Origin of the sequence: Glycomyces sp. NPDC021274 (assembly GCF_040641195.1) — a bacterium.
GTDB lineage: Bacteria > Actinomycetota > Actinomycetes > Mycobacteriales > Micromonosporaceae > Glycomyces.
Genome location: NZ_JBFADC010000011.1, coordinates 112,798 through 125,149 on the forward strand (window position 1 = coordinate 112,798; position 12,352 = coordinate 125,149).

Sequence of the window (12,352 nt, forward strand, 5' to 3'; positions counted from 1 at the left end):
CTTGAGTGCTATGGGAAGTCTCACTTCTCCGCGTTCGCGGACTCGTAGTAGCGGCGGGCGCTGCTGCCCACCCTAGTGAGGTCGGTGCCGTAGACGTGCAAGGAGATCGCGGTCTCGGTGCCGGTGTTGACGATCCGGTGGATGTCGCCGGGCGGGGCGAAGCCGCTGACCTCGCCGGGTTGGTTGTCGCTCACGCCGATCCGGTTGAGGTGCTCGTCGAAGAGCTCCTCGTGCTCGACGCCTTGGAGCACGCCGACGACGCACCAGGTGATGTGGTCGTGGATCCGCGTGGTCTGGCCCGGCCGCCAGATCACGGCGGTCACGGAGAAGCTCCCGTCGGGTTCGGCGTACAGGACGTGCCCGGTCGGCCCGTTCGGGTCGCCGAGCCGCTGCTCGGGGGTGAGGAGTTCGGGGCCGGGCAGGATCGGGCGGAGCGCGTCGGCGACCGCGCGGGCGGCCCCGTCCCAGTCGGCGGCGGTGCGGAGCGCGGCGCGGATTGCGGCGGTGACACCGGTCAGTGCGGGTGTCGCGGTGATCGTGGCTGTCATGGCTTCAGCCTGCCCCGGATCGATCCATCAGTCCAATGCCAGATCCTGTGGAAACCTATAGATAGCATTGATACATGCTCGATATCGTGCGGCTCCGGGTCCTCGCGGCGGTCGCCGCCCACGGCTCGGTCACCAAGGCCGCCAAGCACCTGCACTACGCGCAGCCGTCCGTGAGCCACCACCTCGCCCGGCTCGAGGCCGAGACCGGGGCCCGGCTGGTCCAGCGGGTCGGCCGCGGCATCCGGCTCACCCCCGAGGGCGAGATGCTGGCGCGCCGCGCCACCGAGATCATCGGGCGCGTGGACGCGGCCGAGGCCGAGCTCGAGGCGATGGTGGGCCTGCGGACCGGGCGGGTGCGGGTCGCCGGGTTCCAGTCGGCGCTGAGCACGCTTGTGCCGGAGGCCGCCGCGGCGCTGCGCCGCGACCACCCGGGCATCCAGCTGCAACTGGTCGACGCGCATCCCGTGGCGGCGATCGAGATGCTGCGCACGGGCGAGGTCGACGCCGCCGTCGTGTTCCGGTACGAGGAGGACCTGCCCGGCGACATCCGCGGCGTGCACCTCTTCGACGACCCGATGTACCTCCTCAGCTCGCGGGCGGGCGAGACGCTGCTCGACCACCGCGACTCCGCGTGGATCGCCGGGTGCGCGCGCTGCCGCCAGGAGCTCCTCGAACTGTGCGAGGCGGCCGGGTTCACCCCCGAGATCGCTTACACCAGTGACGAGATCATCGTCCAGCAGGCGCTGGTCGCGACGGGCCTGGGCGTGACGACCGCCCCGGGCCTGGCCTTGCGGACCCACCGCCGGGAGGACATCGAGGCGACCGGGATCGACCGCACCCGCCGGATCCACCTCGTCACCTACGGCGAACCGCCGGACCCGCCGGCGACCACGGCGTTCATCGCGGCGCTGCATGTGGCCGCAGAGCAGTACGCCTGACCGGCCGATCTAGCGGCGGCCCATGGCCTTCGCGGTGAGCTCGACCGAGCGGACGCGGTCGGGCACCTCCTGGGCGTGGTGGGCGGTGATGAGCTCGTCGGCGCGCACGGACTCGGCGAACGCCTCGAGGTAGGCGCGCACGTCCTCAGGGGACCCGGTGGCGGTATACTTGGTCATCGACGCGAGCTGCTGCCCTGCCGCGGAGGCGAGGAAGGCGTCGACCTCGGCGTCGCTGAACTCCTGCTGCCCCTGGCCGCGCTTGATGAAGGCGCGGGTCCGGTTGCGGTAGGAGATCTCCCGCTGGGCCTCGGCCTCCTCGCGGTCCTCCGCGGCGAAGACGTTCACGCCGGCGATCACGTAGGGCCGGTCCAGCTGCTCCGAGGGCTGGAACTCCTCGCGGTAGGCGGCGACCGCCTCGAACAGCGCGTCCGGCGCGAAGTGCGAGGCGAACGCGTACGGCAGGCCGAGCTGCGCGGCGAGCTGTGCGCCGAAGAGCGAGGAGCCAAGGAGGTACAGGGGCACTTCGGTGTCGGGGACGGGCACGGACTGGACGCCCGGCACCCGCGACTGCCCGCTGAGGTAGCCCTGGAGTTCGAGCACGTCCTGCGGGAACGTGTCGGCGGAGGTCGCGTCGCGGCGGATGGCGCGCATGGTCTGGCGGTCGGTGCCGGGCGCGCGGCCCAGGCCGAGGTCGATGCGGCCGGGGAAGAGCGTCTCGAGGGTGCCGAACTGCTCGGCGATGACCAGCGGGGAGTGGTTGGGCAGCATGATGCCGCCGGCGCCGAGCCGGATGGAGTCGGTGTGCTCGGCGACGTGGCCGATGACGACGGCCGTGGCGCTGGAGGCGATGGTCGGCATGTTGTGGTGCTCGGCGTACCAGACCCGGCGGTAGCCGCTGCGTTCGGCGGCGCGGGCGAGTTCGACGCTCGCCGCGAGGCTTTCGCGCGCGGAGCGTCCCGGCGCGATCGGCGCCAGGTCGAGGATCGACAGGGCTGCGGGCATGATCGGGGGCCTTTCTCAGAGAGTGCGGTGGAGGTCTTCGGTGAACGCGCGGATGCGCGCTTCGTCGCGGCGGTAGTAGATCCACTGGCCGCGCCTGGTGGCCTGGAGGAACCCGGCCCGCTGGAGGACCGCGAGGTGCGCGGAGACGGTGGAGGCGGAGGCGCCCGACTTCTGCTGGATGAGGCCCGCGCAGACGCCCAGCTCCGCCGTGTCACCGCACGGGAAGTGGGCTTCAGGGTCCTTGAGCCAGTTGAGGATGCGCAGGCGCGTCTCGTTGGAGAGGGCCTTGCACTCGTCGATCACGGTCGCCCCCTTCGCTATTTCGCTAATTAACGAAACATACCTCGGCGGCGGGCCGGCGGCATCATGAAGCCGGTCACGGGTCAGTGGTGCGGGTGCGCCTCGAGCGGCGAGGTCGCGGGCCCCTGGAGGACGGCGCCGCTGGGGGCGTACCGCGAACCGTGGCACGGGCACTCCCAGTTCCGCTCGGCGTCGTTGAAGCCGACGACGCAGCCGAGGTGGGTGCACGTGGCCGACAGGGTGTGCAGGCCGCCGTCCTCGTCCCGGTAGACGGCCCGGAGCGCGCCCCCGATACGCATCACCGCGCCCTCGCCGGGCGCGAGCTCCTCGGGCTCGGACGGGGCGGCGTGCGGCAGGCGGTCGCCGATGAAGTGCCCCACGACCTTCGACTGGGCCTTCGCGAGCTTGCCGCCTTCCCGCAGCAGGTGGAAGCGCCCGGGGCCGAACAGCTCGGCCCAGCGCGGCGGCGTGCCCGCTATCGTCGCGGCGATGGTCCGCGCCGCCGCCACACCGTTGCTCATCCCCCAGCCGCCGAAGCCGCAGGCGACGTACACGCCGTCGTCCCCGGACAGCTCGCCGACGAACGGGACCCGGTCGGTGGTGGTGTAGTCCTGTGCGGCCCAACGGTATTCGATCGACTCGACCCCGAACCGCTCCGTCGTCCACGCCGTCAGGCGGTCGAGCCTCTCGGCGGTGCCTGCGTCGCCGGGGGTGAACGCCTCGCCGGTGACGATGAGCAGGCGCCGCCCTTCGCCGTAAGGCGCGGTGCGCACCGAGCGGGTGCCCTGCTCGCCGGTGATGTACATGCCGCCGGGATCCGCCGACTCGGGGATCGCTCCGGCGACCACCAGCTCGCGGCGGGGCGTGAGCCGCGCGAACAGCTTGATCCGGTCGATCACCGGGAACTGCGTGGCGATCACGACCTGGTCGCAGCGGACCTCGCCGCCGCCCGCGAAGGCGAGGACGTGCGTGCCGTCGTCGGTCTCGAGGCCGGTCACGCGCGACTCCTCGAAGATCCTGGCGCCCTGCGCGGTCAGGTCCGCGGCGAGCGCGAGCAGGAAGCGGCGCGGGTGGAACTGGGCCTGGTCCTCCACCCGGACGGCGCCCGCGACGGGGAACGGCAGCCCGGTCTCGGTCGTGAAGGAGGCCGGGAGGCCCGCTTCGCGGGCGGCCTCGGCCTCCTCGCGCATTGCCGCGACGCCCTCCTCGGATTCGGTGTAGACGAACGAGGGCGCCCGCTCGAGCTCGCAGTCGATCCCCAGCCGTTCCGCGATCGCGGCCACGTGCGCGATCGCGCCGGTCTGCGCCTCGGCGTAGTCGCGGGCCGCCGCGGTGCCGAACGCGTCGCGCAGGTGCGCGTAGATGGCGGCGTGCTGCGCGCTGAGCTTGGCCGTGGTGTTGCCGGTGACCGCGGCGGCGATCCGGTCGGCCTCGATCACCGCCACCGAGCGGCCCGCGCGGGCCAGCTCCCAGGCCGTGCACAGCCCCGCGATGCCGCCGCCGACGACGGCGACCTCGGTGGTCACCGTGTCGGCCGCGGCCGGGTAGGTCGTGGCCTCGGTCGAGGCGATCCAGTAGGACTCGGGCAGCACCAGCGGTGGGTTCATGCCCTCGGAGTACCCCGGGGGTCAGCGGGTCATTCCAGGGGCTTGACGGGCTGGCGCAGGATGGTCCTGAGCTTCGCGGGCGCGGTGCGGCGGGCGTCGCTGAGGTAGATCTCGTGGTGGTCGCCGTTGAAGGTGAGCTTGTTGTACGGCAGGTAGTGCTCGTGCAGGCGCTGCAGGACCGGCGTCTCGGCCTCGTACGAGCCGATGTGCAGGGTCTGGACGCAGAGGCCTTCGGTGAAGGCGACCAGCCGCAGGTGCTCGAACGCCGGGTTCGGGTGCTTCGCGGCGGCCTCGCCCGCGGCGGCCACGACCATCTCCTCGGTGACCCACTCCGGTTGGCCGATCATCATGGTCCACTCCCAGGCGTCCTTGTCGCGGGTGAGGAACGCGGCCGGGTCGTCGGCCCGCCACAGCCCTTCCATGGGGGCGACCACGAAGTCGCGGCCGAGGGTCCGCTTGCTGGCGAACTTCAGCGTGTACGCCGTCCCGTACAGGGCCGCGACGGCGTCCGCGTACGCGTCCGCGGTGTTCGGGTCGCCCTTGCCGTCGACCGCCAGGTACCGGAACTCCGGCACCTCGACGACGGCGAACGCGCCTTTCGGCGGCGAGTACAGCTGCTTGTGGGCCTTCTTGACGTCGTACTTCTCCATGCCCGCAGTCTCCCATCCGCCGCCGACACGCGGGCGGGGTCAGATGGCGGTCGGCACCCGGGTGGTCACGAGCCCGACGTCGCCGAGGAAGCGCTCCAACGCGATGGTCGCTATGCCCGTGGCGACCGAGTTGCCGCGCACCGTGGAGACCTCGATCGCGAGGTCGGCGGCGGAGTCGCCGGGGGCCTCCTCGAGCACCCGGCGGCGCACGGCCGGCACGAGGTGGTCGCCGAGGGCCCAGGCGGTCCAACCGGTCAGGGTGATCATCTCGGGGTTGACGATCGCGCACAGGTCCGCAATCGCCGAACCGAGGTAGCGGGCGGTGCGTTCGAGGGTCTCGGTCAGCGCCGGGTGCGCCGGAGACTCGAGCGCGGCGGCGAACGCCGCGATGAAATCGCGCTGCATGGGGACGGCGGCGAGCGGGTGGTCCGGCGCGATCGCCGCGAGCGTCTGCTGGATGCCCGCCGCGCCCACATAGGCCTCGACGCAGCCCGCACGCCCGCAGCGGCACCGGCGGCCGTCGAGGGCGAGCAGGCTGTGGCCCCACTCCCCCGCGCCGTTCTGCGCGCCGCGGAGGATGGTGCCCTCCAGGACGATCCCGGCGCCCACACCGGTGCCGAGGTTGACGGTGATCATGCTCTTGTGCCGCCGGCCCTCGCCGAACCAGAGCTCGGCGGTGGCGATCGCCTTGAGCGGGTTGTCGACGACCATCGGCAGGCCGATGCGCTCGCGCAGCAGGTCCACGTGGAGCCACGGCGCGTTCGGCACGACGACGGCGACCTCGGCCCGGCGCTGCATGCCGCCGGGGAGCGAGATGCCCACGCCGAGCACGTCGTCGCGGGTGGCGGGAGCGCCCTCGGCCGCGCTCTGCCCGAGCGCCCGGTCGATGGCCTGCACGATGGAGTCGGCGACGTAGTCGTGCTCGTCCTGGTGCTCGTCGGTGGCGACCTCGGCGGAGGCCAGCTCGTCGAGCGCGGAGTCGAACACGGTCGCCCGCACGTACGTCTCCGCGACGTCGACGCCCACGATCCGGCCGCGGTTCCCGTTGAGCCGCAACGTAGTCGTCGGCCGTCCGATGCGACCGCCGGTGCGGCGCGCCTCGGTGACGATGCCGCCTTCGAGCAGGTCGCTGACCACCGTGGCCACCGTCGCGTTGCTCAGGCCGGTCGAGGCGGCCAGGTCGCCCCGGCTCGCCTCGCCCGCCGCCAGCAGGGCGTGCAGCACGTCGAGCCGCGACTCGCTGCGGATGTCGCGCGAGGTGCGCCTGGTGACGGCCATGTGGGCTCCTGTGCAGCTACTGGGGCGTCCGGTGATCCCGGGCGGGGGATCTCCGGACACCCCCTGAGGTCATTCCGGCGAGGCGGCGGCGGTGACGCGCGCGAGGCGCGGCCGGTCGCCGCCGGCGGTGCCGTGGACCAGCAGGCGCACCGCGCCGGTGTTCCATGATCCCGGAATCCACAGTCGACCGGGGTCGCCGCCGGTGAACTTCGGCCGGGCCGCGTCGTCGAGCCACACGCGCCCGAGCAGTTCGCCGCGCGCGAACGCGCTGACGCGCACCTGCGCGCCCTCGAACCGCAGGGAGCGGCCGCCTGGCGGGACGGGCACGTCCAGCCAGGCCTCCTCCCCCGGAGCGAGTTCGAGCGGGAGCACGACCGCGGTGCCGTTGCCGTCCTTCTGGGACAGTGCGAGCAGGGCGTGGTCGGGCTGCGCCTCGACCTGCCAGTCTCGCACAGGCTCCAGTCGGAGCAGGGCAGCGCCGCCGCTGTCGACCGGCCAGTGCGCCATGGTGATCGCCACATCGCGGCCCTCGCCGGGGGTGAGTCGCACCCACGGGTCGTTCGGGCTCACGATGCGCGAGATGCCGTCCACAGTGATCTCGCACGGGGTCTGGAGGCCGTCGAGGTGCAGCGCGTAGTGGCTCGTGCCGTCCACGGGCAGGGTGCGCCGGTACGTGACCGGGCGTCCGATCCGAGTGCTGCTCCAGCCCGCGAGGGTCCGCACGGGTGCGGGGTCGCCCGCCCACTGCTCGCCGCCTGCAACGGTCCACAGTGCTGTGACGTCCTCGCTCGACGCGACCGCCCAGACGCGGCCGAGGCCGCGCAGCGACCCCATCGCGAGGCCGGGCAGGCGCGAGTCGTCGAAGTTCGCGTGGCCCCAGGTCTCCACGGTGGCGTCGAGCCGCGCCGCGCCCTGGACCGGGAGGCGAACGGTCGCACCGAACTTCGCGAAGCTCGGCAGTGCGGTGCCGTCGAGCGCGAGGTCGACGATGTCGCCCGCGCCTGCGATGAGCAGTTCGCCGACGCCCTCGACCGAGGCCGCGTAGTGGGTGCGGCCGCGGTAGACGCCGACCTCCTCCGAGGCCGGGGGCAGGTCGTGCCGGGAGGTCTCACCGGTGCGGGTCTCGAGGTCGATGCGGACCGCTTCAGTGATCGCCTCGGGCTCACTCTCGTTGCCGCCCAAGACGATCCGTTCCCCGCCGGGGGCGGGCACGTCGTCGGTGTGGAGGAACACGAGGTGCCACTGCGAGGTCCCCGCGGTGACGGCCATGGTGAAGCGCTCGCCGAGCTCGGGCGTGTGCTCGCCGGTGACGAGCTCCCCGTCCGCGGTCTCGACCACTACGACGCTCGCGCCGCGCGAGGCGACCGTGAGGCCCTCCGGGCCCGCGTCCACGAGGTCCGCCGAGGAGAACCGCAGCGTGCCGGGCAGTCCGAACCGCTCCAGCGGGAGGTCGCGGGTGACCAGCGCGCACGAGAGCGGCGCGAGTTCGACCGCGATCTCGCCGTTCGCAGTGGCGAAGGCGGCCTTGCCGGGCCGTTCGCCGAGGTTCGGCACGCCGGTGAGCGTGCCGCCGCCGTCGAGGCGGAGCAGCGACGGGGAGTCGCTGGTCGGGACGTTGACACTGATGCCTTCGGCCGCAGCGGTGGTGGCGCGGGCGAGTGCGGGACCGAGCGTGCGGGCCAGGGCCGCGAGCGCGCGGGCGTCGGCGGTCTCGGCCCGCGCTTCGCCGACCGGGGACAGGAACCCGCCGAAGTCGTAGTCGTGGGTCATGAACCCGCCCGGGTCGCCCCAGTTGCCGACCGAGGGCGTGTACCCGAGGTCGTAGCCGGAGGCCTGGAGGTACGGCGCGAGCAGGGTCGCGCCGCTCACCATGAGCCGCCGCAGGGTCGCGTGGGCCCGGTTGGTCTCGGTGACGAGCAGCGGGAGCCCCTTGGCGCCCACCAGGTCGGCGTAGCGGCGCACTTCGGCCTCGACGAACGGCGAGCGGTCGTCGGGGTAGAAGTTGAACGCCGGGACGACGCCGTCGACGCCGCCCGTGGCGCCGATGAGGTCGCCCTGGCCGGCGCAGGCGATGAGCGGCACGTCGATGCCGTGGCCGAGGGCCATGTCCCGCAGGGCGGTGAGGTAGGCGTGGCGGTCGTGCGTGTCGAAGAAGTCGAGCTCGTTCTCCAGCTGGACGGCCACGACGCTGCCGCCGCGGCCCCACTGGCGCTCGGCGAGGAGCGGCATCGCCTGATCGAACCAACGCTCCACTTGGGCGAGGAACTTCGGTTCGGCTTGGCGCAGTTGGAGTCCGTCTTCGAGCGCGAGCCATGCGGGCAGCGCGCCGCCGTCCCATTCGGAGCAGATGTACGGGCCGGGGCGGGCGATGACCGCGAGGCCGGCCGCGTTGGCGAGGTCGAGGAACGCGCCGACGTCGCGGCGGTCCTCGAAGTCCCACACGCCCGGGGCGGTCTCGTGGAAGTTCCACGGCAGGTAGACGTCGATCGCGCGGTAGCCGGTGGCGCGCACCTGCGCGAGCCGGGCCTCCCAGACCTCGCGGGGCAGCCGGAAGTAGAACAGCGAGGCGCAGAGGAGGGTCTCCTCGCGGTCGTCGAGGACGAGCCCAGAGCGTCCGAGCCGGACGGTCGCGGTGGACGGATCAGTCACTTCACACCAGCACTTCCACCTTGGAGGTTCATTTCGTAGAGGTACTTCTGGCCGAGGTAGTAGATGACGATCATCGGCAGGGTCAGGATGATCGACCCGACCATGATGAGGTTCCACGGCGGCAGCTGCATCGCGTTGCTCGTGCTGGTCATGTACTGCAGGCCGAGCGCGAGCGGCATGGACTCCTCGGAGTTGAGGTAGATGAGCGGGCCCATGAAGTCGCCCCACGCGTGCGTGAGGGTGAAGATCGCGATGGCCGTGAGGATCGGCCACATCATCGGCAGGATGATCCGGCGGTAGACGCCGAAATAGCCGAGGCCGTCGACCTGCGCCGCCTCGTCGAGCTGGTTGGAGATGCGGGAGACGAACTGCCGCACCAGGAACACGTTGAACGCGTTGGTGAAGAAGTTCGGGACGATCAGCGGCAGGTAGGTGTTGACCCAGCCGAGCTCCTTGAACAGCAGGAACTGCGGGATCATCGTGATCTGCGCGGGGATCATCATGGTGGCGAGCACCAGGATGAACATGAAGTTCTTGCCCGGTGCCCGCAGCCGCGCGAAGGCGTAGCCGACGAGCGAGGACGAGATGACCTGGCCGACCGCGGAGAGGGTCGCGATGATGACCGAGTTGCCGATGAAGCGGCCCACGGGCAGCCCGGTCCCGGTGAAGACCTCGGTGAAGTTGCGCCATTCGAACTCGGTCGGGAACACGGTGAACGCGTTCTCGGCGCTGGTCTGGACGCTCGCGAGCGAGATCGAGATCATGAGGATGAACGGCACGAAGAAGATCGCGGAGACGACGAGCAGCACCGCGTAGGTGGCGGGCGAGGCCTTGAAGACGGAGAGCCGCTTCTGGGCGGTGTCGTCCGTGTTCTGCTTCTTGCGGCCGTCCGGGGCCGCCTGCTCGGTGACCGCGGTCGGGGGAAGGACTGCCATCACTTCACCTCCGTCTCGTAGAAGACCCACTTGCCGGCGGTGCGGAAGGCGAGCAGGGTGAACAGCAAGATCACGACGAAGAGCAGCCAGGCGACCGCCGACGCGTAACCGAAGTGGTAGAAGGAGAACGCCTCCTGGAACAGGAGGGTCACCATCATCTGGCTGGCGTTGTCGGGCCCGCCGACGTTGCCGCCGGGCGCGAGGATGTACACCTGCGAGAAGATCTGGAACGCCCCGATGAGCCCCATGATGAGGTTGAAGAAGATCACCGGGGTGATCTGCGGGAACGTGACGGACCAGAACTGGCGCCACGGGCTGGCGCCGTCGATCTCGGCGGCTTCGTAGAGCTCGCGCGGGATGCCGTTCATGGCCGAGAGCAGCAGCACCGTGGCGCCGCCGGCGCCCCACACGGAGAGGATGATCAGCGCGGGCTTGATCCAGGTCGCGCTGAGCAGCCATTCGGGGCCGTCGATGCCGAACCAGCCGAGCAGGTCGTTGAGCGGGCCTGAGGGCGCGAGGACCATCTTGAAGACCATCGCGGTCGCGACGAGCGGGACGAGCGTGGGCAGGTAGATGAAGGTGCGGAAGAGCTTGCGGCCCTTGACGCGCTTGTTGAGCAGGTTCGCGAGCCACACGCCGATGATGAGGCCGAGCGGCACGGAGACGGCGGCGAAGAAGAAGGTGTTCCAGAGCGCCTTCCAGAAGATCGGGTCCTCGGTGAGCGCCTTGGCGTAGTTATCCAGGCCGACCCATTCGGGCGGCGTGAAGGAGTCCCATTCCGTCAGCGAGATGTAGACGGAGGCGATCATGGGGCCGAGCAGGAACCCGACGAATCCGATCAGCCACGGCGAGATGAAGAGCCAGAAGTAGAGGGCTTCCTTCTTGCGCCGCTTGGACATCTTGGGGCGACGCCTCCCGGCGCCGCGCGACTCGCGCGCGGCGCCGGGGGCTTCGTCGACGACGACGTTCGACATGGAGTGTCCTGCTACTCGATGATCGACTCGAGCTGCGTCTGGACCTTGTCCAGTTCGGTCTTGGCGTCGCCGCCCTCGTTCCAGAAGGTGCCGAGGTTGTCGTCGAACGCGGCCATCATCTCGTTCCACTCCGGGATGAAGGGGGCGCGGAAGATGAACTCGGAGGACTCGCCGAACGCGCCCATGTTGAGGCCCTCGGGGGCCCAGGAGGGCTTGAGGAAGGCGTCGGACTGCTGCACTTCGAGGTTCGCGGGGACGTCGAGGGCCTCGTCGATGACGACGGTCTGGGCCTCGGTGTCGGTGAGGAAGTCGATGGCGCCGAAGGCCTGCTCGGGGTTGGCGGCGTCGCGGGTGACCGCGAGACCGGAGCCGAAGCCGGAGACGGCCTGCTGGTCGCCCTGCCACATCGGGGCGATGCCCCAGTTGAAGTCGGCTTCCTTGAGGCCGATGATGCCCCAGAACCCGGTGGTGTTCATGGCGACGGTCTGCGCGGCGAACGCCTGGTCGCCGCCCATGTCCGGGCCCATGTCCGCGTATTCGGCGGCGGTGGGCGCGTAGTGGTGCTGGTACTGGAGGTCGTTGGCCCACTGGAGGCCTTCGACGACCTCGGGCGAGTTCGCGGTCGGCTGGCCGCTGTCGTCGATGATCTGCCCGCCGTTCTGGTAGGCGAAGCTCCACCACTGGGCCCACCAGCCGGCGCCGCCGTAGCCCCACTGGTTCTGGGCGGGGTCGGTCAGCTCGGCCATGGCGGCCTCGGCGTCGGCCTGGGTCCACTCGGCGGTGGGGTACTCGACGCCGGCGGCGTCGAAGAGGTCCTTGTTGTAGAAGACGACCATCGCGCCCGAGCGGTCGGGGATCGCGTAGGTCTGGTCCTCGTAGGTGTAGAGGTCGCCGGCGGGGCCGAAGCGCTGCTCCATGTCGAGGCCGGCGGCCTCGATGTGCTCGTCGAGCGGCACGAGCTGGCTCTTGGAGGAGTAGGAGTTGACGTTCTCGGCCACCTGCATGATGTCGGGGCCGTCGCCGCCCGCGATCATCGTCTGGACCTTCTGCTCGTACTGGTCCGAGGGGATCAGCTGGAGTTCGATCTTGGTGTCGGGGTTCGCGGCCTCGAAGAGGTCGATGCGGGCCTGGTAGTTCGCCTTCTCGGCGTCACCGCCCCAGACGACCATCTTGAGGGTGCCGTCGTCCTCGGCTTCGCCGCCGCCGCATGCCGCCAGGGCCGCCGCTCCGAGCAGTGCCGTCGCCGCGAGCCCGGCACCTCTGCGCCATCGAGCCATTTCCACCATGTCTTCCGCCTCCTTGCGGTCGGGGGTTCGGACGCCGGCGGGCCGCCGGCGCGAGTTAAGACAAGGCAAAATCTAACCCATAGATAAAGGGTTGGGATAGTGCCGCATGATAACGATTTCGACGCGGTGAACACCCGATGACAGGATCATTGACCGCGGTTTCCACAGTCGATACTTTGATCGGG

At 70.9% G+C, this 12,352-nt stretch carries 11 protein-coding genes; 1 reads left to right on the forward strand and 10 read right to left on the reverse strand.

Translation table 11 applies throughout. The features are described 5' to 3' along the window. Window positions 1-20 precede the first annotated feature (20 nt). Window positions 21-548, reverse strand: a complete 528-nt coding sequence (locus tag AB0I03_RS21620; protein ID WP_360415557.1) for a cysteine dioxygenase family protein — start codon at window positions 546-548, stop codon at window positions 21-23. A gap of 74 nt (window positions 549-622) precedes the next feature. On the opposite strand from AB0I03_RS21620, the gene AB0I03_RS21625 reads away from it, so the two are divergent. Next, window positions 623-1,486 (forward strand): LysR family transcriptional regulator, encoded by an 864-nt coding sequence (locus tag AB0I03_RS21625; protein WP_360415559.1) that lies wholly within the window; start codon window positions 623-625, stop codon window positions 1,484-1,486. Window positions 1,487-1,495: 9 nt separating this feature from the next. On the opposite strand, the gene AB0I03_RS21630 is transcribed toward AB0I03_RS21625, so the two are convergent. The 9 genes from AB0I03_RS21630 to AB0I03_RS21670 all read right to left on the reverse strand — a co-directional run bounded on the left by AB0I03_RS21630 (window position 1,496) and on the right by AB0I03_RS21670 (window position 12,167). Next, on the reverse strand, window positions 1,496-2,488 hold the full coding sequence (locus tag AB0I03_RS21630) for an LLM class flavin-dependent oxidoreductase (protein WP_360415561.1): 993 nt from the start codon (window positions 2,486-2,488) through the stop codon (window positions 1,496-1,498). A gap of 15 nt (window positions 2,489-2,503) precedes the next feature. Further along, window positions 2,504-2,791 carry a metalloregulator ArsR/SmtB family transcription factor gene (locus tag AB0I03_RS21635; protein WP_360415563.1) on the reverse strand — a complete coding sequence of 96 codons (288 nt, stop codon included), beginning with the start codon at window positions 2,789-2,791 and terminating at the stop codon, window positions 2,504-2,506. Between the two features lie 80 nt (window positions 2,792-2,871). Further along, a complete protein-coding gene (locus AB0I03_RS21640) occupies window positions 2,872-4,395 on the reverse strand; it encodes an FAD-dependent oxidoreductase (RefSeq protein ID WP_360415565.1) in 1,524 nt (507 codons plus the stop codon). A gap of 29 nt (window positions 4,396-4,424) precedes the next feature. Beyond that, window positions 4,425-5,045, reverse strand: a complete 621-nt coding sequence (locus AB0I03_RS21645) for a GyrI-like domain-containing protein (protein WP_360415567.1) — start codon at window positions 5,043-5,045, stop codon at window positions 4,425-4,427. A gap of 39 nt (window positions 5,046-5,084) precedes the next feature. Beyond that, window positions 5,085-6,323 carry an ROK family transcriptional regulator gene (locus AB0I03_RS21650; protein ID WP_360415569.1) on the reverse strand — a complete coding sequence of 413 codons (1,239 nt, stop codon included), beginning with the start codon at window positions 6,321-6,323 and terminating at the stop codon, window positions 5,085-5,087. 69 nt (window positions 6,324-6,392) lie between these two features. Next, a complete protein-coding gene (locus tag AB0I03_RS21655; protein WP_360415571.1) occupies window positions 6,393-8,972 on the reverse strand; it encodes a beta-galactosidase in 2,580 nt (859 codons plus the stop codon). Further along, the gene (locus tag AB0I03_RS21660; RefSeq protein ID WP_360415573.1) at window positions 8,969-9,907 is read right to left on the reverse strand and encodes a carbohydrate ABC transporter permease; all 939 of its coding nucleotides are present in this window, start codon (window positions 9,905-9,907) and stop codon (window positions 8,969-8,971) included. The genes AB0I03_RS21655 and AB0I03_RS21660 overlap by 4 nt, the downstream gene beginning before the upstream one ends. Then, a complete protein-coding gene (locus AB0I03_RS21665) occupies window positions 9,907-10,806 on the reverse strand; it encodes a sugar ABC transporter permease (RefSeq protein ID WP_360415687.1) in 900 nt (299 codons plus the stop codon). Before AB0I03_RS21665 ends, AB0I03_RS21660 begins: the two co-directional genes overlap by 1 nt. An 86-nt stretch (window positions 10,807-10,892) precedes the next feature. Then, the gene (locus tag AB0I03_RS21670) at window positions 10,893-12,167 is read right to left on the reverse strand and encodes a sugar ABC transporter substrate-binding protein (RefSeq protein WP_360415575.1); all 1,275 of its coding nucleotides are present in this window, start codon (window positions 12,165-12,167) and stop codon (window positions 10,893-10,895) included. Window positions 12,168-12,352 lie beyond the last annotated feature (185 nt).

Excerpts from the sequence above, each read along its gene's own strand:
- AB0I03_RS21660 (WP_360415573.1), bottom strand. The coding sequence starts at position 9,907 with ATGGCAGTCCTTCCCCCGACCGCGGTCACCGAGCAGGCGGCCCCGGAC.
- AB0I03_RS21670 (WP_360415575.1), bottom strand. The coding sequence starts at position 12,167 with ATGGTGGAAATGGCTCGATGGCGCAGAGGTGCCGGGCTCGCGGCGACG.
- AB0I03_RS21645 (WP_360415567.1), bottom strand. The coding sequence starts at position 5,045 with ATGGAGAAGTACGACGTCAAGAAGGCCCACAAGCAGCTGTACTCGCCG.
- AB0I03_RS21630 (WP_360415561.1), bottom strand. The coding sequence starts at position 2,488 with ATGCCCGCAGCCCTGTCGATCCTCGACCTGGCGCCGATCGCGCCGGGA.
- AB0I03_RS21620 (WP_360415557.1), bottom strand. The coding sequence starts at position 548 with ATGACAGCCACGATCACCGCGACACCCGCACTGACCGGTGTCACCGCC.
- AB0I03_RS21625 (WP_360415559.1), top strand. The coding sequence starts at position 623 with ATGCTCGATATCGTGCGGCTCCGGGTCCTCGCGGCGGTCGCCGCCCAC.
- AB0I03_RS21640 (WP_360415565.1), bottom strand. The coding sequence starts at position 4,395 with ATGAACCCACCGCTGGTGCTGCCCGAGTCCTACTGGATCGCCTCGACC.
- AB0I03_RS21650 (WP_360415569.1), bottom strand. The coding sequence starts at position 6,323 with ATGGCCGTCACCAGGCGCACCTCGCGCGACATCCGCAGCGAGTCGCGG.
- AB0I03_RS21665 (WP_360415687.1), bottom strand. The coding sequence starts at position 10,806 with ATGTCCAAGCGGCGCAAGAAGGAAGCCCTCTACTTCTGGCTCTTCATC.